This window comes from uncultured Arthrobacter sp. (assembly GCF_947493765.1).
In the GTDB taxonomy this organism is placed as follows: Bacteria; Actinomycetota; Actinomycetes; order Actinomycetales; family Micrococcaceae; genus Arthrobacter_D.
The window spans coordinates 1-22622 of sequence record NZ_CANLSZ010000016.1 but is presented as its reverse complement, the minus strand read 5'-3'; the positions used below and the strand labels follow the sequence as shown (position 1 = coordinate 22622).

The window sequence follows — 22622 nt, the reverse complement described above, 5'->3', positions numbered from 1 at the left end:
CAACCATGTCATCGCTCCGAAGCAACTTCCTAAACCTACACCCACCAACCCCACCACACAAATCCACCAAACCCTGCCGGCGTGAAGCCCGCGAGACGTTTCTGAGTGGACCCGTACGATGTTCTTCCGGTCCGTCCGCATGCTGTGCACGCGGCGATACCCGGAAGATTTTCGAAGGGGGTGTGTCGCCCTCACCGGGGCAACGTGATTACTCTACGACACCGCCGGCCCGAACGCCTAATCGGTCGACCGCTCCCTCCCGCGGACGCTCCGGCCCCCCGCCGACAGGGCCGGAACGCCCGGTCAGCGGACCTCCACGACAGCGAGATTGCGCTTGCCCCGGCGCAGGAGGAGGTACTGCCCGTGCAGCAGCTCTGCGGGGTCCACGGTGTGCTCGGCGTCGGTGATCTTCGTGTTGTTCACGTAGGCCCCGCCTTCGGCGACGGTCCGCCGCGCCGCCGAGTTGCTGGCGGACAGTCCCGTGAGCACGAGCAGCTCGACGACCCCCAGGGAATCGGCCCCCACGGACACGGCGTCGAGCTCTGCCGTTGCCGAGCGGAGTGAGTCCAGATCGAGGGAGGCCAACTCACCCTGCCCGAAGAGCGCGGCGGATGCGGCGATCACCTTCTCCGTCGCCTCGACACCGTGCACGAGCGAGGTGACGTCGTAGGCCAGCGCCCGTTGCGCGGCCCGCTCGTGGGGCCGCTCCGTGGTGACCCGCTCGAGGTCCTCGATCTCGGCCCGGGTGCGGAAGGTGAAGATCCTCAGGCGTTCGGCGACGTCGGCGTCGGCGGTGTTGAGCCAGAACTGGAACATCGCGTAGGGGCTGGTCATCGCCGCATCGAGCCAGACGGCGTTGCCCTCGCTCTTGCCGAACTTGGTGCCGTCGGAATTCGTGATGAGCGGTGTGCCGATCGCATGGACCGTGGCTCCCTCCACCTTCCGCACCAGGTCCGTGCCACTGGTCAGGTTGCCCCACTGGTCGGAGCCACCCGTCTGCAGCACGCAGTCGTAGTCGCGGAAGAGCTGCAGGTAGTCCATGCCCTGGAGGATCTGGTAGCTGAACTCCGAGTAGCTGATGCCCTCGTCGGAGTTCAGCCGCTTGGCCACCGTCTCCTTCTTGATCATCGTCCCCACGCGGAAGTACTTGCCCACGTCGCGAAGGAAGTCGATGACGCCCATCGGCCCGGTCCAGTCGAGGTTGTTGACCATCCTGGCCGCACTGTCGCCCTCGAAATCGAGGAATCTCTGCACCTGCGCCTGGAGGGAGCCCACCCACTGCGCCACCGTCTCCTTGGTGTTCATGGTGCGCTCCGCCGTCGGCCGGGGGTCTCCCACCAGCCCCGTGGAGCCGCCGACCAGACCGAGGGGGCGATGCCCCGCCAGCTGCAGCCGACGCATGGTGAGGAGCTGGACCAGATTCCCGAGGTGGAGGCTGGGCGCCGTGGGGTCGAACCCGCAGTAGAAGGTGATGGGCGGGCCCGCCAGCAACTCCTTCAGCTCGGCCGCATCCGTGGAGACGTGGACCAGTCCACGCCAGACGAGCTCGTCGTGGACGTCGTCGAACGAGGGATCGTTGCGCTGACCTGCAAGGCCACTGACCGGGGTATCTGTTTGCTGGGACACCCCCTCAAATTATCAGTCGGCGATACCGGCGGGAATTCGGCCCGTCGAGATGAGTCGCAGACGCTGGGTGGGACGCGTCATCGCCACGTAGAGATCGCCGATGCGCCGTGACGCGGCGTCGAGCATCTCCTGGGGTTCGAGGATCACCACGCCGTCGAACTCGAGTCCCTTGGACTCGCGCGGGGAGATCACCACGATGTCCTGGCTGGGCCCTCCGGCCCCCGACCCGACGCGGTCCCCGTACTCCGCGGTGAGTGCGGAGCGGGCGGCCGGGAGGTGGGCGTCGGGGGCGATGACGGCCAGCAGCCCGCCGTCGATGGCCGCGAGCTCCTCCGGCACCGAATGCAGGAGCGCCGGCACGAGCTCGGGCACCGTGTCGAGGACGGGCTCGAACCGGCCCTCCCGCACGGCTTTCGGCGCCGAGACCACGAGTCCCGCGGCGTTCGCCATGCGCACCGCCGCTTCGGCGATCTGGGCGGGGGTCCGGTAGTTGACCGTGAGCTCCTCCAGCTGCCACCGCTCCCCCACGAAGGGTTGCAGTGCCTGCTGCCAGGAGCGCGAGCCCGCCGCCGAGCTCGTCTGCGCGATGTCCCCCACGATCGTGAAGGACTTCAGCGGGCAGCGCCGCATGAGCAGCCGCCACTGCATGGGCGACAGCTCCTGGGCCTCGTCGACCACGATGTGCCCGTAGGCCCAGGTGCGGTCGGCGGAGGCGCGGTCGGCGGCGGACATCCGGGTCACGGACACCTCGTTGTGACGGGCCAGGTCCTCGGCCGTCAGTACGCCGTCCACCCCGGAATCCTCGAGCGACGAATTGACGTTCTCGAGCGTGCGTTCGGCGTTCGCCAGATCGCGCTTGCGCTCCTGCTCCCGTGCGGCGTCGTCCCGTCCCGCCGATGCATCCAGATCCCCGAGGAGCTCCGCGGCCTCGTCGAGCAGCGGCACATCCGCCTCCGTCCAGGGAGCACCTACGGGCCGCTCCAGCGCGGCGAGCTCCTGCTCGTCCAGCATCGGTGCCGCGGCGCGCAGCAGCTCGGGACGCGCGAAGAGCTCCGACACCAGCTTCTGCGGGGTCAACGGCATCCACGCGAGATTGAGCGCGATCCGCACGTCCCGCGCGCTCCTGACGTCCTCCGCGAGATAGGAGCGATCGGCGTTGTTCCCGCCGCCGGAGGACTCCTCGAGCAGCTCCAGCAGCTGCTCGGTGAGTTCCCGGAGCAGGGTCCGGACGAACGTGACGCGGGCTTCGTTGTGCGGCTTCCCGGTGGCCCGGGCGCGTTCGCGGGCCCTGGAGACCTGCCGGGGCGTGAGGGTGAGCAGCGTCCCCTCGACGTTGAGGCGCTGGTCCTGGCCCGGCACCCGTTCGCGGTTGGCGACGGCGTTCCGGAGCACCTCGGCCATCCGGAGGCTCCCCTTGACCGCGACCGTCCGCTCGTCCTCCTCCGGCACGGTGTGGACGCCGGGCATCAGGGTGCCGATACCGGCCATCACCACGCCCGTCTCACCCAGGGAGGGCAGCACGCGCTCGATGTACTTCATGAAGGCGTCGGTGGGCCCGACCAGCAGCACGCCCGCCGACTTCAGGCGCTCCCGGTGCGTGTAGAGGAGATAGGCGGCCCGGTGCAGGGCCACCGCCGTCTTGCCCGTCCCGGGCCCGCCCTGGACCACTGTGACACCGGACAGCGGTGCGCGGATGATGCGGTCCTGCTCCGCCTGGATGGTGCTCACGATGTCGGACATCTGCCCGGTCCGCCGGGAATCGAGCGCTGCGAGGAGGGCGCCCTCGCCCTGCAGGGACGCGTCGTCCCCCAACAGGTCGGCATCGAGGACGTCGTCCTCGATCGCGACCACCTCACGCCGGGACAGCATCAGGTGACGACGCCGTCGGACCCCCATGCGCTTGAAGGCGGTGGCCTGGTAGAACGTCCCCGCCTCCGGGGCACGCCAGTCCACCATGAGTTGCTGCAGGTCCTCGTCCGAGAGCCCGATGCGGCCGATGTACCGCTTGTCGCCGCTGTCGAGATCAAGCCGACCGAAGACGAGCCTGTCGTCGACGGCGTTCAGCTGCGCCAGGCGGTCCTCGTACATGGTGGCGAAGGCGTCGCGCTCGGAGCGGTTCTGGTGGGACCCGGCGGCCTGGGTGCGGCGCACGTCCGCGAGCTGACGGGCCTTCTCCGCACGGAGATCGTCCAGACGGCTGTACAGACCATCGACATAATCCCGCTCGGCTTCGAGCTCTGTTCTCGTCTGGGACGTCTCGGGCATCGGACACTTCCTTCGAAAGGCGGACCGTCAAGTCTAGCGGGAGGGTGACGGGTCTCCGTCACACGGACTGCAGGGGGTGGAGCGTCCGCCCGGCGAGCGCCTCGCGTCCACCGAGCCCGTCGATCTCGAGGACCACTCCGCAGGCGACGACGACGGCCCCGGCACGTTCGAGCAGGGCGCATGCCGCGGCGAGGGTGCCGCCCGTCGCGAGGACGTCGTCGAGCACGAGCACCCGTGCTCCGGCCGGCAGATCCGACTGGTGGATCTCCAGCTCGGCCTGCCCGTACTCGAGGTCGTACGCCTCGCGGTACACGCTCCGGGGCAGTTTGCCTGCCTTGCGGATGGCCACCACACCGGTGCCGGTGGCGTAGGCGACGGCGCCGGCGAGGAGGAACCCGCGCGCCTCCACACCGGCGACGGCGTCGAACTCCGCCGCGAAGGGTTCCGAGAGGGCGTCGACCACCGTGCGGAACGCCGCGGCGTCGGAGAAGACCGGGGTGAGATCTCGGAACAGGATGCCGGGGGAAGGCACGTCAGGGACCACGACGCACAGCCGGTCGATGGCCTCCCTCGCCTCGAGCCCCACCGCGGACGGGGCCGCCGGTTCCCGGGTGTCACTGCTGTGGATTCCGCTGTTCTTCACGGATCAACTGTACGGGCCGCCTTCTGCTTGCCGGGCCGGAACCGGGAGACCGTGGGCTCCGCGGGCAGCCAGAAGCGCCACGGGTACTCCGGGGTTCCCCCCACACCGCTGATGCCCACCCGGGGGCCGCGCTCCACCACCGTGGGCGCGGCCTCGGGCAGGACGAGCCCGAGGGGAGCGGCGAGGGCGTCACTGCCGTCGACGCGGCGGTCGAGTCCGAGCGCCTGGGCGAGGCGGGCGGGTCCGCGGGCGAGATCGAGATCGGTCGCCGGACGGGAGCGCCGCACGCGGGCCAGCTCGATGCCCTCCGTGATCGCCCCGGCGCGCAGGAGCAGGCCCGTGGCCCAGCCCTCGGTCCCGCACACGATGTTGGCGCAGTAGTGCATGCCGTACGTGAAGTAGACGTAGAGGTGTCCGGCCGGACCGAACATCGTGGCGTTCCGTGCGGTCCTGCCCCGGAACGCGTGGGAGCCGGGATCCTCGCTGCCCAGGTAGGCCTCGACCTCGGTGATGCGCACGGTGACGGGCCCCTCCGCCGTCGTGTGGGTCAACTGCGCACCGAGCAGCCAGGGGGCCACGTCGAGGGCGCTGCCCGCCAGCAGCCGGCGTGTCATGGGGTCTGTTCGGTCCTGTTCCAGCACCCGACGACGGTAGCAAGGCGCGCCGTCATCACAGGACACCGGCCCCCGTCATCCGCACCCTCCGGCGCCGCCCACCGCGATGTCCGAATCCCGCTAGTCCTCGCACTCGACCGGTGCGAGGATGGCGCCATGGACTTCGGGCAGCAGTACGCCGCGATCGACGCGCGGGACGCCCGCTTCGACGGGCAGTTCATCACCGCCGTCTCCAGCACGGGCATCTACTGCCGCCCCTCGTGCCCGGCACGCACGCCCAAGCCTGCCAATGTCACGTTCTACCGCACGTCGGCCGCCGCGCACGACGCCGGGTACCGGGCCTGCAAGCGCTGCCTGCCGGACGCCGTCCCGGGCGATCCGGCCTGGGATCTGCGGCGCGACACCGCCGCCCGGGCCATGCGCCTGATCGCCGACGGCGAGGTGGACCGGACGGGAGTGGACGGGCTCGCCGCCCGGCTGGGCTACTCCCCACGGCAGCTGGGCCGCATCCTCCGGCACGAACTCGGCGCCGGGGCGCTCGCGCTGGCGCGGGCGCAGCGGGCCCAGACCGCGCGGACCCTGCTCACGGCGTCAACGCTGCGGTTCGCCGACGTGGCGTTCGCCGCCGGCTTCGGCAGTGTCCGCCAGTTCAACGACACCCTCCAGCACATCTTCGATCTCACGCCGGGTCAGGTGCGAGCGACAGCGCGGCGGGGCAACGGCAGTGGACCTCCGGGCACCGATCGCGACGCCGGCGATCCCCTCAGGATCTCCCTCCTCCTGCCCACGCGCCTGCCGTACGACAACGGGATCTTCGACGTGCTGCGGGAACAGGCCGTGGCGGGGGTGGAGCAGGCGAGCGCCTCGACCTATGCCAGGACGCTCCGCCTGCCCGGAGGGCCCGCCTGGTTCCGTGCCGAGGCCGTGCGGACGGACAGCAGCGGCGGGGCAGCCCTCCCGGTCACGGTCTCGGTGGGCGGGCTGGGCGATCTGCCGCCGCTGCTCAGCCGGATCAGGCGGCTGTTCGATCTCGACGCCGATCCCATGGCCGTGGATCTCGCGCTCTCCTGCGTCCCGGTGCTGCGCGGGCTGGTCGCCTCCCGTCCCGGCCTGCGCGTCCCCGGATCGGTCGACGCGGAGGAGACCGTCCTGCGCGCGCTCGTGGTGCAGGACATGCCCGGCCCCGGCACCACCGCGGCTCTCGACCGCCTCGCGGCCGTGGGCCCCGCGGTAGAGGGTCCGGGTTCGCCGCTGACCAGGATGTTCCCGTCGGCGCAGCACATCGCAGCGGCGCCGGACGCGCTCCTGCCCGGATCGCCGGCCGGCAGACAGGCCCTCCGCGCCGTGGCGCAGCAGCTCGCGTCGGGCGCGCTCGCCGTCGACGTCGGAGCGGACGCCGACGAGCTGCGCTCGCATCTGCTGGACCTCGACGGCGTCAGCGCGGGGACCGCCGACTACGTGGTCATGCGCGTGCTCGGCCACCCCGACGTCGAGCTGCCGTACGACCCGGATGTTCGGGACGCCTGGTCCGGGCTGGCCGCTCAGCGGGCGGCGACCACCCGGGCGACCGACGCGACCCACGCGACCGACGCGGGCGGCCGCCCTACGCTCGACGAGGCGATGGCAGCGGTCCGACCCTGGCGCTCCTACGCGACCGAGCATCTGCGCAGGGCGGCGAACCCACCGGATCTCGCGCCCGAGCAAGCAGCACCACCCAGCTCCGCGACGTACTCTTACCCAGTCAGCGAACGGAAGTAACCCACCATGTACACCCCCACGGAAACCCCTGCCCTCCGCGGCGCCACCACGGTCACCATCGACACACCCGACGGCGCCTTCACCGTCATCGAGGCGGACGGCACCGTGCTCTCCTCCGGCTGGACCGACGAGCCCGCCGAGCTCACGGGCCAGGTCCACCCCAGCATCAGGGCAATGAGCTTCGACCCTGCGGCGTCCCACGTGCAGCCGATCCTCGACGCCGTGGCGCGCTACTACGACGGCGACTTCGAGGCCGTCGCGCGCGTGCCCGTCCGGCAGGTGTCGGGCCCCTTCCGCACCCACGCGTGGGACGTGCTGCGCACGGTGCAGCCGGGCTCGGTCACCACCTATCTGCAGTACGCCGAGCAGGCCGGGAACCCGACCGCCGTCCGCGCCGTCGCCGGCGCCTGCGCCAAGAACGCCGCCGCACTGTTCGTGCCCTGCCACCGGATCATCCGGACCGACGGCACGCTCGGCGGCTTCCGCTGGGGCCTGCCCGTCAAGCAGCGGCTCCTCGATCGGGAGGCCGGTCGACTGGCCTGAGGCGCTTCTACCCGATCAGACGGAACCGGCCCGATCAGGCCGTACCGGACTGATCAGACGGTGACGAGTCGCTGCCGGGAGGCCATGTCCCGGTACAGCTCACTGCTGTCGAGGAGCTCCTCGTGCGTGCCGGTCGCAGCGACCCTCCCCTGGTCGAGGACCACGATCTGGTCGAAGTCGGCCACGGTGGACAGGCGGTGCGCGACGACGACCACGGTCCTGTCGCGCGAGGCCTCCCCCAGGGTCCGCTGCAGCAGCTGCTCGGTCCTCGAATCCACGGCCGATGTCGGCTCGTCCATCAGCAGCAGGGGTCGATCGGCCAGGATCACGCGAGCCCATGCCAGGCGCTGGCGCTGCCCACCGGAGAGCCGGATGCCGTCCTCCCCCAGATTGAGATCCAGGCCGTCGTCGCTGCGGTCCCCGAGCGCATCGAGACCGACGGCTGCCAGGACGCGGCGCAGCTGATCGTCGCTCGCCTCCGGAGCGGCCAGCCGGAGATTGTCGGCGAGCGTACCGCTCAGCACCGGGGCCTCCTGCTCGACGAGACCGATCCGCGAGCGCAGCGCCGAGCGCGGCAGATCGGGCAGCGCGACGCCGTCCACATGGATGGAGCCGTCCGTCGGCTCGTAGAAGCGCTCCAGCAGCGCCAGCACGGTGGACTTGCCGGCGCCCGAGGGGCCTACGAGGGCCGTCCTGCTGCCCGCCGGCACCGTGAAGCTCACACCGTCCAGGACCGGTTGGTCGACGTCGCCGTGAGGTGCCACCCCGTCCTCCGGAGAGCGTGGCGTCGGCTGCCCGGCACCGATCGCCGTCGCGCCGCTGTGCCCGGTGGCGGCGGCGTCGTCGTCGTCGTCCGTCGCCGCGTAGCTGAAGCTCACGTCGCGCAGTTCGATGGTCCCGGGTCGGGCGGCCGCGCCCGCCGGCATGGAGTCTGCTGATCGCTGGACCAGGCCTGCCTCATCGGCTCGCTCCGGTTCGAGCCGGGCGATCTCCTGGATGCGGTCCAGGGCCGCGAGTCCCGACTGGATCTGCACGAACGCGCCCATGGCCGAGCCGATCGGCATCACCAGGAGGAAGAGGTACAGGATGAAGGCGATCAGATCGCCCAGCAGCAGCTCCCCCGCCGCGACGCGGATGCCGCCGACGGCGAGCACCACGATGAACGCGCCCTGGATGCAGATGGACATGATGGGCTGCACTGCCGCCTGCAGGCGTGCCATCGCGATCCCGGCGCGGAACGCCGTGGTGGCCTCGACGTCGATCACGGCCGCTTCGCGCTCCTCGGCGACGGAGGCCTTGATGGTGCGGATGCCGGAGAGACCGCGCTCCACGGCTGCGGTCATGGAGCCGACCGCGTCCTGCACGTCGCGGCTGCGTTTGCGGATCAGGCGCCCGAGGAACAGCACGCCGCCGGCACCCACGACGACGGCGCTCAGCGTGATGCCGAACAGGAGCGGATCGATGAGCACCATGAGGACGACGGCGGCGCAGAACATGAGGATCGAGGAGACGATCTCGAACAGGCCCGAGGTGATGACGCTGCGCATCAGGGTGGTGTCGGAGCCGACGCGGGAGATGAGATCGCCCACGCGGCGGCGGTCGAACTCCCGGATGGGCAGTGACAGCAGCTGCCCCACGAGGGACCGACGTACCCCGAGCACCACGGACTCCGCGGTGCGCTGGAGCAGGTACGACTGCGCTGCGCCGAACACCGCCCCACCGAGTGTGATGGCGACCAGGAGCCAGATGAAGACGGTCGCGGGCTCGCTGGCGGAGACCGAGTTGACGAGCTGCTGGACCATGAGCGGCTGGGCGATCGACAGGCCCGTCGAGATCAGGGAGACGACGGCGACGACGACGAGGATCCGCACGTGTCCGCGCAGATAGGGGAAGAACTCCCGGAGGGTGGCACGCTGTGCGGTGGGCTGCATCCTCTTACGGTGCGCCGCACCCCACCTGTGCGTCAAAGCACTTCGCGGCAGGCGTAGCGGGAACCGATCCGGCCGGCTCGCAGCACACGGGCGGTCAGGGAATGGCTCGGCGCTTCTCCGCGTTGCACAGATCAATGCATACGCATCTATTCGATGAGGTAGGAGCCATGACGAAAGTAGCAGTGATCACAGCAGGACTCGGCGTCCCATCGTCCAGTCGGATGCTTGCCGACCAGTTGTCGGACGCCCTGAATACCGAGTTGTCCCTCTCGGGCCAGAACACCACCGTCGATGTTCTCGAACTTCGCGACTACGCAGTGGATATCGCGCAGCACCTGGTGACCGGCTTCGCGCCGCCCGCCTTGGCCGCCGCCATCCGGAACGTCACGGACGCAGACGCGCTGATCGTCGTCAGCCCTGTCTTCTCAGGGTCCTACAGTGGGCTGTTCAAGTCCTTCTTCGATGTCATCGACAACACGGCGCTCGAGGGCATGCCCGTTCTCATGGGAGCAACAGGCGGCAGCGCGCGGCACGCCCTGGTTCTCGAGCACGCCATGCGACCCCTTTTCAGTTACCTGCGAACGCGGGTGGTCCCCACCGCCGTCTATGCGGCCCCTCAGGACTGGGGAGCAGCAGACGACGATGAACCGGCACTGGAACAGCGGTCACGCCGTGCCGCGCGGGAACTCGCTGCAATGCTCGTCGGTCGTCCCGTCAACCCCTCACGCCCTGCAAGCGACCGGATGGAACCCTCTGCGCCGTTCGAGGACCTCCTGGCACGAATCCAGGCTCCGACCTCCTGAGCCGTTGCCGGCCGGACCGGAAGGTAACAGCCCACCGCCCGGCGACAGTCCGAGGACACCTCGGGCTCCCAGCCACCCACCCCCAGCAAGTCTGCATACCTTTGGAGAAGAATCATGGAAATCGGCGTATTCACGGTCAGCGACGTCACCCGGAACCCCCTCACCGGTGAGACTCCCACCGAGGGAGAGCGGATCAAGGCCGCCGTCGCCATCGCCAAGAAGGTCGAAGAGATCGGCATGGACGTCTATGCCACGGGCGAGCACCACAACCCGCCCTTCTACGCCAGCTCCCCGACCACGCTCCTCGGCTACATCGCCGCCCAGACCGAGCGCATCACGTTGTCCACCAGCACCACGCTGATCACCACCAACGACCCGGTCAAGATCGCCGAGGACTTCGCCACGTTGCAGCACCTCGCCGATGGCCGCGTGGACCTGATCCTCGGTCGCGGCAACACCGCACCCGTCTACCCCTGGTTCGGCAAGAACCAGCAGGACAGCGTCGAACTGACCATCGAGAACTACAACCTGCTGCGCCAGCTGTGGGACAACGACGTCGTGAACTGGGACGGCAAGTACCGCACACCGCTGCGCAACTTCACCTCCACCCCGCGCCCGCTGGGCGGGGTCCCACCGTTCGTCTGGCACGGTTCCATCCGAACGCCTGAGGTGGCCGAGATCGCCGCATATTTCGGTGACGGGTTCTTCGCCAACAACATCTTCTGGCCCAAGGAGCACTACCAGCAGCTGATCGGCCTCTACCGGGAACGCTACGCCCACTACGGCCACGGCACCGCCGACCAGGCGATCGTGGGGCTCGGCGGACAGTTCTTCATGGCCCGGAAGTCCCAGGATGCGGTGAAGGAGTTCCGTCCGTTCTTCGACAATGCCCCTGTCTACGGCCACGGGCCGACGATGGAGAGCTTCATGGACCAGACGCCCCTGACGGTCGGCAGCCCCCAGGAAGTCATCGAGAAGACCCTTTCCTTCCAGGAGTTCTTCGGCGACTACCAGCGCCAGCTGTTCCTCATCGATCACGCCGGTCTGCCGCTGAAGACGGTCCTGAACCAGCTCGATCTCTTCGGCGAACTCGTTCTTCCGGAACTACGCGCGGAATTCGCCAAGCGGCGTCCCGCCCACGTCCCAGACGGACCGGTGCGCGCCAAGCAGAAGGTCGGCGCCGCCGCAGGGTAGCCGGGGTAATGAGGTAGGGACGGCCGGAACTACCTCGAACCACAGTGTCGACGGTGCCCCTACGTCGCCCCTACCCCACCGTCACGAGCGCGCGTACTCCCGGACGCCGTCGAGCTCTGCCTGCAGCGCCGTGAGCTGACGCCGCACCGCCGTCGGCGCCGTCCCGCCCTGCGCGTCGCGGCTGGCCAGCGATCCCTCGACCGTCAGGACCTCGCGGACCGCCGGGGTGAGGTGCGGGGAGATCCCGGCGTACTCCTCGTCGGTCAGATCCCACAGCTCGACGCCGCGCTGCTCGGCCACGCGGACCGCCGCACCTGAGAGCTCATGGGCCTCACGGAAGGGCACACCCTGCCGAACGAGCCACTCGGCGATATCGGTGGCAAGGGCGAAACCCTGCGGGGCCAGCGACGCCATGCGCTCGGTGTTGAACACCAGCGTGGCGATCATGCCGGAGACCGCGGGCAGCAGCACCTCGAGCGTGTCGACGGCGTCGAACACCGGCTCCTTGTCCTCCTGCAGATCCCGGTTGTACGCCAGGGGCAGGCCCTTGAGGGTGGCGAGCAGCCCGGTGAGATCGCCGATGAGGCGGCCGGCCTTGCCGCGCGCGAGCTCGGCGACGTCGGGGTTCTTCTTCTGCGGCATGATCGAGGAGCCGGTGGAGAAGGCGTCGTCGAGCGTGACGAACGAGAACTCCTTGGTGGCCCAGATGATGATCTCCTCGCTCACGCGGGAGAGGTCGACGCCGATCATCGCGCCCACCCAGGCGAACTCCGCGTACACGTCCCGCGAGGCGGTGCCGTCGATGGAGTTGTGCGTCGCCGAGAAGAAACCGAGATCCGCCGCCACGGCCTCCGGGTCGAGCCCGAGGGAGGATCCCGCGAGGGCGCCCGACCCGTAGGGCGAGACGCCGGCGCGGCGGTCCCAGTCCTGGAGTCGCTGGACGTCGCGCAGCAGCGCCCAGGCATGGGCGAGCAGGTGGTGGCTGAGCAGCACCGGCTGGGCGTGCTGCAGGTGGGTGCGCCCGGGCATCGGCACCTCGAGGTGCGCCTCCGCCTGATCGACGAGGGCGGTCATCGTCGCGAGGACGCCGCCCGCGATGATCCGGGCGTGGTCCCGCAGGTACATGCGGCCGAGCGTGGCCACCTGGTCGTTGCGGGACCGCCCTGCGCGCAGCTTGCCGCCGAGAGCGGGGCCAGCCCGCTCGATGAGCCCGCGCTCCAGCGACCCGTGCACGTCCTCGTCGGTCTCGGCCGGCTGATACGCACCGGAACGCACATCGGCGTCGAGAGTCTCCAGGGCGGCGGTCATGCCGGCGAGCTCGTCGTCGTCGAGCAGACCGGCCCTGTGCAGCACGCGGGCGTGCGCCTGGGACCCGGCGATGTCGTACGTGGCCAGGCGCCAGTCGAAGTGCGTCGACTTGCTCAGGGCCGCGAGGGCATCGGCGGGGCCGCCGGCGAACCGGCCGCCCCACAGCGAACCCGCATTCGTGCCGTGATTTTCCCCCTGACCGTCAGCTGGCGCCATCAGGCGCCTGCCCGCTCGTCCCGGCTCGAGGCCACCTTGGAGGAGAGGCCGAAGATCTCGATGAAGCCGCGCGCCATCGACTGGTCGAAGGTGTCGCCGGAGTCGTAGGTGGCCAGGTTGAAGTCGTAGAGCGCGACGTCGGAGCGGCGGCCCGTCACGGTGGCGCGGCCGCCGTGCAGATCCATGCGGATGTCGCCCGTGACGTACTTCTGCGTGTCGTCGATGAAGGTGTCGAGCGAGCGCTTCAGCGGGGAGAACCACTGGCCGTCGTAGACCAGCTCGGTCCAGCGCTGGCCCACGGTCTTCTTGAACCGGGCCTGCTCGCGCTCGATCGTGACGTTCTCGAGCTCACGGTGCGCGGCGATGAGCGCCATGGCACCCGGCGCCTCGTAGATCTCGCGGCTCTTGATCCCCACGAGGCGGTCCTCGACGATGTCGATGCGGCCCACGCCCTGCGCGCCGGCGCGGCGATTGAGCTCCTCGATGGCCTGCAGCGGCGTGACGGCGTTGCCGTCGATCGCCACGGGGATGCCCTCCTTGAAGGAGATGGTCACCTCGTCGGCGGCGGGCGGGAACTCGGGTGACGCCGTGTAGTCGTAGACGTCCTTCGTGGGTCCGTTCCAGATGTCCTCGAGGAAGCCCGTCTCGACGGCGCGGCCCCAGACGTTCTGGTCGATCGAGAACGGGTTCTTCTTGGTGGTCTCGATCGGCAGGCCCTTCTCCTCGGCGAAGGCGATGGCCTTGTCACGTGTGAGAGCGAGATCGCGGACCGGCGCGATGCAGCGCAGATCCGGGCCGAGGGTCTGTATGCCCACCTCGAAGCGGACCTGGTCGTTGCCCTTGCCCGTGCAGCCGTGCGATACCGTGGTGGCCCCGAACTGGCGGGCCGCGGCGACGAGGTGCTTGACGATCACCGGACGCGACACGGCCGACACGAGCGGGTACGCGTCCATGTACAGGGCGTTGGCCTTCAGCGCGGGCATGCAGTAGTCGGTGGCGAACTCCTCGCGGGCGTCGGCCACGTACGCCTCGACGGCGCCGCAGTCGAGGGCGCGCTGGCGGATGGCCTCGAGCGATTCACCGCCCTGTCCGACGTCGACGGCCACGGCGATCACCTCGGCCCCGGTGGCTTCGGCGATCCAGCCAATGGCGACGGAGGTGTCGAGTCCGCCGGAGTAGGCGAGGACGATGCGTTCGGTCACGGGGAATGCTCCTTCTGGTGTCCGGGGGCTGCCCGGGAAATGGTGGTTCAGCGGTAAGTGGTGGTTCCGTGTCGGGTGGTGCGGATCGGGAACCGCTGCTGCTGCCAGCGTAGCGGTGGGCTGAATAGATGGATCGTGTCAGGTGGGCCGGATCAGGTGGGCCGGCCCGGGATGGGCAGGTTCAGCTAGGCACTGGCGGATCGGCGCCGCCCTGCTGCTCCTGCGCCAGGGCGAGGAAGCGCCCGGCGAGGGCTGCGCCGCCGTCGACCTCGCGGCTGACGAGCATGACGGTGTCGTCCCCGGCGAGCGTCCCCAGGACGGAGGGCATGACGGAGTGGTCGATCGCCAGCGCCAGGAAGTTCGCGGCACCGGGCGGCGTGCGCAGGACGGCGATGTTCCCCGACGATTCCGCCGTCACCAGCAGCTCGTTGCAGAGCCTCGCAAGCCGGGCGTCGAGTGCTTCCTGGGAGACACCGCTGCGGGAATGCCGTCCGCCACCCTCCACGGGCACCGCGTAGATGAGGGCGCCGTCGGCTCCGCGCACGCGCACCACCCCGAGTTCCACCAGGTCCCGCGAGAGCGTCCCCTGGTTCACCTGCACGCCCTCCTCCGCCAGGAGCGCCGCGAGCTCCACCTGGGAGCGCACTGACTCCTTGGTGAGCAGATCCGTGATCCGGGCATGCCTCGCGGTCTTCGTGGTGGGGCGGGCCGTATCGCGCTGCACGGTCACGACCCCGACTCCTGCGCCGGGACAGCCTGCCCGGACTGCGCCGACTGCGCGGACTGGTCCACGAGCCACGTCATGAGCGCCTTCTGGGCGTGCAGCCGGTTCTCCGCCTCGTCCCAGACCAGCGACTGCGGGCCGTCGATCACGCCGGCGGAGATCTCGTAGCCGCGGTAGGCAGGCAGGCAGTGGAGCACGACGGCGTCCGGTGCGGCACGCTCCATCGCCGCCTCGTCCACGGCGTAGGCACGGAACAGCTCCTGCCGCGCAGCCTTCTGGTCCTCCTGGCCCATGGAGACCCAGGTGTCGGTGGCGACCACATCGGCGTCGGCGAGCGCGACGGCGGGATCCGTGGTGACCAGGACGGAGCCCCCGGTCTCGGCAGCACGCGTCTCGGCAGCAGCCACGACGTCGGCGGCCGGGAGGAAGCCCTCCGGTCCGGCGATCCGCACGTGCATGCCCGCCGTGACCCCGGCGAGGAGATACGAGTTGGCCATGTTGTTGGCGCTGTCGCCCAGGTAGGTCATGGTCAGGCCCGCGAGGGTGCCCTTGTGCTCGCGGATGGTGAGCAGATCCGCGAGCAGCTGGCACGGGTGGTAGTCGTCGGACAGGGCGTTGATCACGGGGACCCTCGACGCCGCTGCCATCTCCTCCAGACCTGCCTGCGCGTAGGTCCGCCAGACGATGGTGGCCACCATGCGGTCCAGCACCTTCGCGGTGTCGGTGATGGACTCCTTGTGCCCGAGCTGCGAGTCGCCCGCGCCGATGATCAGGGGCACTCCCCCCAGATCGGCGATGCCCGCCGCGAAGGACACGCGGGTGCGGGTGGAGGTCTTGTCGAAGATCACGGCGACCGTCTTCCGACCGGCGCCCTCACCCGCGAAGGGGGCACGACTGTAGGGATTCGACTTCAGCTCCGCGGCGAGATCGAGGACCTCCGCCTGTTCCTGCGGGGAGAGATCGGTGTCGACGAGGAAGTGGCGCGTCATGCTGGTTCCTCCTGCTGGGTCCGGGCTGCAGCCAGGATGTCGGGTAGAGCGTGGACGAAGCTCGCAGCCTGCTCGTGGGTGAGGATGAGCGGCGGGGCCAGGCGGATGGTCGCCGGGCCCGTGGCATTGATGATGAATCCCGCGGCCAGGGCGGCCTGCACAGCAGCTGCTGCGTGGTCGCCGTCCAGATCGACGCCGATCAGCAGACCGGCTCCGCGGACCGCGACGACGCCGTCGAGCGACGCCAGCTGCTCACGGACATACCCACCGACGTCGATCGCGTTCTGCAGTGCCCCCGAGGTCTCCAGGACGTGCAGGGTGGCGAGCCCGGCCGCCGTCGCCATCGGATTGCCGCCGAAGGTCGTCCCGTGCTGGCCTGCACCGATCAGCGCCGAGACCTCCTCGCCGAAGGTCACGAGAGCGCCGACGGGCACACCGCCGCCGAGTCCCTTGGCGAGCGTCATGGCGTCGGGGACCACGCCGTCCACCCACTGGTGCGCGAACCAGCATCCCGTCCGCGCGATGCCCGACTGCACCTCGTCGAGGATCAGCAGGGCACCGTACCGGCGGGTCAGCTCACGGGCAGCGCGGAGGTACTCGGGCGAGAGGGGCCGCACGCCGGCCTCCCCCTGGATCGGTTCGATGACGAGCGCGGCGACCGTCTCGTCCATGGCGGCGGTGAGGGCGTCGACGTCGTCGAACGCCACGTGCTCGACGCCGCCGGGCAGCGGTTCGAACGGCTTCCGGTACGCCTCCTTGGACGTCAGGGCCAGTGCACCCATGGTGCGGCCGTGGAAGGCGCCGTCGAGTGCGAGGATGCGGTGGCGCTCGGGTGTGCTGTTGCGCCGTGCGAGCTTGACCGCGGCCTCCAGCGCCTCGGTGCCGGAGTTGGTGAAGAACACCCGCGACCCTGACGGCGCCTGCGCCAGCTCCAGCAGCTTCTCGGCGAGCGCCACCTGCGTGGGACTCGTGAAGAAGTTGGAGATGTGACCGAGCGTGCCGAGCTGACCGGCCACCGCCGACGTCACGAACGGGTGGGCGTGGCCGAGCACGTTGACGGCGATGCCGCCGAGCAGATCGAGGTACTGCTGCCCGTCGGCGTCCCAGACGTAGCAGCCCGAACCCCGCACGAGGACACGCTGAGGGGTGCCGAAGACGCCGAGCAGGGAGCCGGTGTAGCGGGAGAGCCAGTCGGCGCCCGAGCCCGACCCGGTCAGCTCGGCGAGCACGCCGCTATCCGCCGAGGCGACGCTCGCAGGTGCCTGCTGCTCCGGGTGGATCTCACTCATGACGCCTCCCCCGCTGTCTCGTCCATTTTCTTGTCCTCAGCCTCGTCAGCAGTCTCGCGTGACGCCTCGTCCGCCGGACCCGGTACCACCTGCGTGCCGATACCCGCCGTCGTGAAGGTCTCCAGCAGCATCGAGTGGGCCAGCCGCCCGTCCACGATGTGTGCGCGTTCCACTCCTGCCTCGACGGCCTGCAGACACGCCGTCATCTTGGGGATCATGCCGGACTGCAGGGTGGGCAGGAGCTCGCGCAGCTGCCCGGTGGTCAGGGACGAGATGAGTGAGCTGCGATCGGGCCACGCCGCGTGAAGGCCCTCCACGTCGGTGAGGATCACGAGCTTGGACGCTCCCAGTGCTCCGGCGAGCGCGGCGGCCGCGGAGTCGGCGTTGACGTTCAGCACCTGCCGGGTGGCGGCGCCGTCGGCGTCGTACTCGGGGGCGACCGTGGAGATGACGGGGATCCGCCCTGCCTGGAGGATGTCGAGGATGGCCCCGGGCTGCACCTGAGTGACCTCGCCGACGAGGCCGAGGTCCACCTCCTCGCCGTCCACCACGGTCCCGGTGCGCACGGCGCGCAGCAGCCCGCCGTCCTCCCCCGACAGTCCCACGGCGTAGGGGCCGTGCGAGTTGATGAGGCCCACGAGTTCGCGGCCCACCTGGCCGGTCAGGACCATGCGCACCACGTCCATGGCCTCGGGGGTGGTGACGCGCAGGCCGCCCCGGAAGTCGGACTCGATGCCGAGCCGTTCCAGCATGGCGTTGATCTGCGGTCCGCCGCCGTGGACCACCACGGGGTGGATGCCCACGTGGTGCAGGAAGACGATATCCTCCGCGAAGGCGCGGCGCATGGTCTCGTTGACCATGGCGTTGCCGCCGTACTTGATGACCATGGTGGTGCCCGCGAAGCGCTGGATCCACGGCAGGGCCTCCATGAGGGTGGCGGCCTTGTCCTGCGCGCGCAGCGTCGAGGCCGACGGCTTCTTCAGCCGGGTCTGTGTATCTTCCATCAGCTCGTCCATCAGCTCGAGTAGGCGCTGTTCTCGTGCACGTACTCGTGTGTGAGGTCGTTGGTCCAGATCGTGGCGCGGGCCTGGCCGGCTCCGAGGTCGATCTCGACCTCGACGTCGCGCCCGGTCAGGTCCACCAGGTCGCGGGAGTCGCCGATGCCGCCGTCGCGGCAGATCTGCACGCCGTTCATCGACACGTTGAGCTGGTCGGGCTCGAACGCGGCGTCGGTGGTGCCCACGGCGGCGAGCACGCGCCCCCAGTTGGGGTCGTTGCCGAAGATCGCCGTCTTGAACAGATTGGAACGGGCGACGGCGCGGCTGACCACCTCGGCGTCGCGCTCCGACGCCGCGTTGACGGTGGTGACGGCGATGGTGTGGCTGGCGCCCTCGGCGTCGTTGATCAGCTGTGCGGCCAGATCGAGGCAGACACTGGTGAGCGCCTCGGTGAACTGCGCCTGGTCGGGGGCGATGCCCGCGGCTCCCGAGGCGAGCAGCATCACGGTGTCGTTGGTGGACATGCAGCCGTCGGCGTCGGTGCGGTCGAAGCTCACGCGGGTCGCCTCGCGCAGCGCGGCGTCGAGTGCCTCGGCGTCGAGGGCGGCGTCGGTGGTGAGGACCACGAGCATCGTCGCGAGTCCGGGGGCGAGCATGCCGGCGCCCTTCGCCATCCCGCCGATCGCGTATCCCTCGCTCGCCGAATCGGCCGTCGCCGGGTAGCGCGCCTCCTTGGGCACCGAGTCGGTGGTCATGATGGCCTCCGCCGCCGCGGGTCCGCCACCCCGGCCGAGGGACCCGGCCGCGTCGGTGACGCCCGCAAGGAGCTTGTCCATGGGCAGCTGCTCGCCGATGAGTCCGGTGGAGCAGACGATCACGTCGCTCGCCGAGATGCCCAGGAGGTCGGCGGTGACCTCGGCCGTGCGGTGCGTGTTGCCGAAGCCCTCGGGTCCCGTGCAGGCGTTGGCTCCGCCGGAGTTGAGCACGACGGCGTCGGCCCGCCCGTCGGCGATCACCTGGCGGCTCCAGAGCACCGGGGCTGCGGCGACGCGGTTGCAGGTGAAGACCGCGGCGGCGTTGTGGAGCGGGCCGTCGTTGACCACGAGTGCGACGTCGGGCTTGCCGGTGCTCTTGAGGCCGGCGGGGACGCCTGCGGCGCGGAAGCCGCCGGGATAGGTGATGCTCATGGTGCGGTCCCCTGGAGGGTCAGGCCGACGGTCTCGTCGAGGCCGAGGGCGATGTTCATGGACTGCACGGCGCCGCCGGCGGTCCCCTTGGTCAGATTGTCGATCACGGCGCTGACGATCACGCGGCCCGCGTGCTCATCGAAGGCGAGCTGGAGGGTGGCGTGGTTCGAGCCGAGCACGGACTTGGTAGTGGGCCATTGCCCCTCGGGCAGGATGCGCACAAAGGGTTCGTCGGCGTAGGCCGCCTCCCAGGCCTCCCGCAGGGCGTGGTACTCGACCCCTAGCCGGACCTTCGCCGTCGCCGTCGTGAGGATGCCGCGTGCCATCGGGGCGAGAGTGGGTGTGAAAGACAGCGAGACCGGCGCCCCTGCGGCGAGACTGAGACCCTGCTCCATCTCGGGCGTGTGGCGGTGGCCTCCCCCCACGCCGTACGGGCTCATGCTGCCCATCACCTCGGAGCCGAGCAGGTGCGCTTTGACGGCCTTGCCCGCACCGGAGGTCCCGGATGCGGAGACCACGACGACGTCGTCGTGCTCCAGGAGTCCGGCGGCGAAGCCCGGGGCGAGGGCGAGGAGCACGCTCGTGGGGTAGCAGCCCGGGACGGCGATGCGTCGCGCGCCTGCCAGGCGTTCCCGGTGGCCGGGTAGTTCCGGGAGCCCGTACGGCCACGTTCCGGCGTGCGGGGAGCCGTAGAACTTCTCCCAGACGGCGGGATCCTGCAGTCGGTGGTCAGCGCCGGCGTCGATCACGAGGGTGTCGGCCGGGAGCTGGGCGGCGATGTCGGCGCTCGCGCCGTGCGGCAGGGCGAGGAAGACGACGTCGTGCCCCGCGAGGACCTCGGGGGTGGTGTCCTGCAGCACGCGGTCGGCCAGGGCGTGCAGCTGGGGCTGGAGCTCGCCGAGCGTGGATCCGGCGTTGCTGTGGGCAGTGATGGCGCCGATCTCAATCTCGGGGTGATTCGCGAGGAGACGCAGGATCTCGCCTCCGGCGTAGCCGCTGGCGCCGGATATTGCTGCGGTGAACGTCATGGCTCGAGCCTACAGCAATATCATGCACTAACGTACATATTTATGCAGGCTGATTGGACTGACCTACCTCGACAGAGGCCGAAGTTGCTCATCGTCTACTGGGAAGGACACGGTGTAGTAGAGCTGCGGCGCGGTCATGTCGCCCCAGTCGTCCTTCTTCACGCGGACCTCGTCGGGCGAGACTTCCGCAATGCGGACGCGCAACCAACCGCCGTGGTCCAGCCGTACCTCGTACGGGTCGGCGAGATAGGAGAGCCCGAGCTCATCGAGCGTCTCCTCCGCCGTCAGCCAATCCACCACGTCGGTCCGGTGGCGTCCCAGCAGATCGATGGCGACGAACCCGTCGTCGACCGGCTTCATCCAGCCCACCCGCTCCCTGTCCTCGGTTCGTCGGTGTTCGATCCAGTCCGTGTCCATCGCTCGAAAGTAGCACCCGACCACATCATGATTCCTCGATCACGCAGCGGCTTCACCACGGTGACGAGGGACCCGCCCAGCCGGTCTACTCGCCACCCCAAGACTTTGTCGCCGACACCTCTTAGGAGGACGTGCTCACGCGGGCGTAGCCAAGACGCCTGTCCCAGCGGCTCTGCCCTACAAAGTGCTAGCGACAGCAGCACTGAGACACTTCACGATGAGGCAGCTTTCTGAGACAGTCGGAGCCCCGCGAACTCGCCGAGATTTTGGGGCCCTAATCAGAGAGAGGTGGTGGCTTAGAAACCTGTAAATTTTCGAGACACTCGCGGAACATGCTCGAGCCAGATCATGAGGTGGCGGTGCGCTCTCGTCGCTGGATCTCCCGGTACACGGTCGTTCGGGAGACACCCATGAGCTCGGCGATCTCCACCCGGGTGTACTCGCCCCCATCGACTAGGCCAAGGAGGTGCTTGCGCTGGTGATTCGAGAGTTTGGGCTGCTTCCCGCGGAGCCGGCCCTTGGCCTTCGCGATAGCCATTCCCTCCCGGGTTCTGGCGCGGATCAGGTCGGACTCGAACTCGGCCACGATCCCCAGGACGTTGAATAGGAGCCTGCCGATCGGATCGGTCGGGTCGTAGATGCTGCCGCCCAGGCTCAGGGCCACGTCTTTGCGGGTGAGCTCATCGGCGATGTCACGGGCGTCGAGCACTGAGCGTGCCAACCGGTCGAGTTTCGTCACGACCAAGGTGTCACCCTTCCGGCAGGACGCCAACGCCTCACGCAGGCCGGGGCCTGGTCCGGTTCGTCCCGGTAAAGCCGTGGTCGACGTGGATGTTCTCCTCATCGACGCCAAGAGCCATCAGGCCCTCTCGTTGGGCGGTGAGGTCTTGGCCAGCAGTCGAGACGCGCGCGTATCCAATCTTCACCAAACCAGTGGTGCAGATAAGGTACCGTTGCGCCCGTCTTCATCGTCCACCCTAAACGTCCACTGCCCCGTTTGACGGGGCAGTCGTTCCTGTCGTTTCTCGAGATCGCCAGCACAACTTCCCGAAGTCGCCTGCACGGGCGCAGACCGACCGGCTTACGGACTCCGTCCTTCGCTCCGTAGCGACCACTGACCGTGCTCGCCGATCCTCGCCCCGACTCCGACCGCCTTAGCGTCTCGATTCGCCCTAATAGACCGTACAGACAAATTCGTGCATGAGGCACGCACGCGATGGACGTATAGCTAGAAGGAGGCTGTTCTAAGACAAGGTTCCACACGGAGAGTGCGATATCGTCAGAGCAGCGTCTTTGTCCCTGGTCCGCCACTAGTCTTGAGCTATGGAAGAACCCGATTATGGTCTTGTATGGCCTCGCGCGCTGTTCGAGTGGGAAGGGAAACGTGTCCTCGAGCTGGTGAAGGAACAGGGTTTCCTCAACATGGGCCAGCACCTGTTGCGAGAAGCCTTCCACGGTGAAGAAGTAATTCACTACTTTTCCACCGTGTTCCCGCAAGACTTCGGCACGCTGCCGTCTACTTCAACCGAAGCCTATGCGTTCCTACATGCGCTCTTGAAGGATGAATCGAAGCTTCGTGCTTACAAGCCGCCGGTTTACTGGGCTGAACGAACGAGCTCATCGTGGAACCTGACAGATGGAATCGGCTCATCGTTCGCCGCCGACTTCTTACAGTTGATTCTCGATCTTCGAGACACAGGTTACTTTCCAAAGACCTTACCAATCGTATGTTACGACGAAATCGACGCTGACACAGCCGACATAATTCAGCGAGCAACAAAGCTCCGCATCGAGTGGCCAATGGATAAGGGGCTCTTCGGACATTTGGTGGGGGTCATTGTTTGAGGCCGCCGGCGGCGAGGAGCATGCGGAGCCGGTAGTTGTGGC

At 69.1% G+C, this 22622-nt stretch carries 19 protein-coding genes and 1 pseudogene; 5 read left to right on the top strand and 15 right to left on the bottom strand.

Translation table 11 applies throughout. From position 1 onward, the window contains the following. Window positions 1-303 precede the first annotated feature (303 nt). The 4 genes from tyrS to Q0747_RS13690 are packed head-to-tail and all read right to left on the bottom strand — an operon-like array spanning window position 304 to window position 5148. Window positions 304-1626: a tyrosine--tRNA ligase gene (gene tyrS / locus Q0747_RS13705; protein ID WP_298255578.1), complete on the bottom strand. Its 1323-nt coding sequence runs from the start codon at window positions 1624-1626 to the stop codon at window positions 304-306. Between the two features lie 12 nt (window positions 1627-1638). Next, the gene (locus tag Q0747_RS13700) at window positions 1639-3891 is read right to left on the bottom strand and encodes an AAA family ATPase (protein WP_298255576.1); all 2253 of its coding nucleotides are present in this window, start codon (window positions 3889-3891) and stop codon (window positions 1639-1641) included. Window positions 3892-3949: 58 nt separating this feature from the next. Beyond that, window positions 3950-4477 carry an adenine phosphoribosyltransferase gene (locus Q0747_RS13695; RefSeq protein WP_298255580.1) on the bottom strand — a complete coding sequence of 176 codons (528 nt, stop codon included), beginning with the start codon at window positions 4475-4477 and terminating at the stop codon, window positions 3950-3952. 53 nt (window positions 4478-4530) lie between these two features. Next, entirely contained in the window at window positions 4531-5148 is a 618-nt protein-coding gene (locus Q0747_RS13690; RefSeq protein WP_298255574.1) for a DNA-3-methyladenine glycosylase, read from the bottom strand. A gap of 156 nt (window positions 5149-5304) precedes the next feature. Here Q0747_RS13690 and Q0747_RS13685 point away from each other — a divergent pair, with 156 nt between their 5' ends. Beyond that, window positions 5305-6906, top strand: coding sequence for a bifunctional transcriptional activator/DNA repair enzyme AdaA (locus tag Q0747_RS13685; RefSeq protein WP_298255572.1), 1602 nt, complete (start codon window positions 5305-5307; stop codon window positions 6904-6906). Window positions 6907-6912: 6 nt separating this feature from the next. Then, a complete protein-coding gene (locus Q0747_RS13680) occupies window positions 6913-7449 on the top strand; it encodes a methylated-DNA--[protein]-cysteine S-methyltransferase (protein WP_298255570.1) in 537 nt (178 codons plus the stop codon). Window positions 7450-7502: 53 nt separating this feature from the next. Here Q0747_RS13680 and Q0747_RS13675 read toward each other — a convergent pair whose 3' ends face one another. Then, entirely contained in the window at window positions 7503-9380 is a 1878-nt protein-coding gene (locus Q0747_RS13675) for an ABC transporter ATP-binding protein (protein WP_298255568.1), read from the bottom strand. 167 nt (window positions 9381-9547) lie between these two features. On the opposite strand from Q0747_RS13675, the gene Q0747_RS13670 reads away from it, so the two are divergent. After that, a complete protein-coding gene (locus Q0747_RS13670; protein WP_298255566.1) occupies window positions 9548-10183 on the top strand; it encodes an FMN reductase in 636 nt (211 codons plus the stop codon). Between the two features lie 114 nt (window positions 10184-10297). After that, window positions 10298-11377: a CE1758 family FMN-dependent luciferase-like monooxygenase gene (locus Q0747_RS13665; RefSeq protein WP_298255564.1), complete on the top strand. Its 1080-nt coding sequence runs from the start codon at window positions 10298-10300 to the stop codon at window positions 11375-11377. 81 nt (window positions 11378-11458) lie between these two features. On the opposite strand, the gene argH is transcribed toward Q0747_RS13665, so the two are convergent. From argH to Q0747_RS13615, 10 genes and pseudogenes are all read right to left on the bottom strand, one after another. Next, window positions 11459-12901: an argininosuccinate lyase gene (argH, locus tag Q0747_RS13660; protein WP_298255562.1), complete on the bottom strand. Its 1443-nt coding sequence runs from the start codon at window positions 12899-12901 to the stop codon at window positions 11459-11461. Next, entirely contained in the window at window positions 12901-14103 is a 1203-nt protein-coding gene (locus Q0747_RS13655; RefSeq protein ID WP_298255560.1) for an argininosuccinate synthase, read from the bottom strand. Before Q0747_RS13655 ends, argH begins: the two co-directional genes overlap by 1 nt. A gap of 181 nt (window positions 14104-14284) precedes the next feature. Further along, window positions 14285-14833 carry an arginine repressor gene (locus tag Q0747_RS13650; RefSeq protein WP_298255558.1) on the bottom strand — a complete coding sequence of 183 codons (549 nt, stop codon included), beginning with the start codon at window positions 14831-14833 and terminating at the stop codon, window positions 14285-14287. Next, window positions 14830-15816 (bottom strand): ornithine carbamoyltransferase, encoded by a 987-nt coding sequence (gene argF, locus Q0747_RS13645; RefSeq protein ID WP_298255556.1) that lies wholly within the window; start codon window positions 15814-15816, stop codon window positions 14830-14832. The genes Q0747_RS13650 and argF overlap by 4 nt, the downstream gene beginning before the upstream one ends. After that, the gene (locus Q0747_RS13640; RefSeq protein ID WP_298255554.1) at window positions 15813-17105 is read right to left on the bottom strand and encodes an acetylornithine transaminase; all 1293 of its coding nucleotides are present in this window, start codon (window positions 17103-17105) and stop codon (window positions 15813-15815) included. The genes argF and Q0747_RS13640 overlap by 4 nt, the downstream gene beginning before the upstream one ends. Then, the gene (gene argB, locus Q0747_RS13635) at window positions 17102-18109 is read right to left on the bottom strand and encodes an acetylglutamate kinase (RefSeq protein WP_298255552.1); all 1008 of its coding nucleotides are present in this window, start codon (window positions 18107-18109) and stop codon (window positions 17102-17104) included. The genes Q0747_RS13640 and argB overlap by 4 nt, the downstream gene beginning before the upstream one ends. An 11-nt stretch (window positions 18110-18120) precedes the next feature. Beyond that, entirely contained in the window at window positions 18121-19290 is a 1170-nt protein-coding gene (gene argJ, locus Q0747_RS13630; protein WP_298255550.1) for a bifunctional glutamate N-acetyltransferase/amino-acid acetyltransferase ArgJ, read from the bottom strand. Continuing rightward, entirely contained in the window at window positions 19287-20318 is a 1032-nt protein-coding gene (gene argC / locus Q0747_RS13625; protein WP_298255548.1) for an N-acetyl-gamma-glutamyl-phosphate reductase, read from the bottom strand. The genes argJ and argC overlap by 4 nt, the downstream gene beginning before the upstream one ends. A gap of 63 nt (window positions 20319-20381) precedes the next feature. Further along, the gene (locus tag Q0747_RS13620) at window positions 20382-20735 is read right to left on the bottom strand and encodes a hypothetical protein (protein ID WP_298255546.1); all 354 of its coding nucleotides are present in this window, start codon (window positions 20733-20735) and stop codon (window positions 20382-20384) included. A 346-nt stretch (window positions 20736-21081) separates the two neighbouring features. Next, window positions 21082-21661: pseudogene (locus Q0747_RS13615) on the bottom strand (recombinase family protein). A gap of 397 nt (window positions 21662-22058) precedes the next feature. Between Q0747_RS13615 and Q0747_RS13610 the strand changes: the two are divergent. Further along, entirely contained in the window at window positions 22059-22580 is a 522-nt protein-coding gene (locus tag Q0747_RS13610; protein ID WP_298255544.1) for a hypothetical protein, read from the top strand. The last annotated feature ends 42 nt before the right edge of the window (window positions 22581-22622 follow it).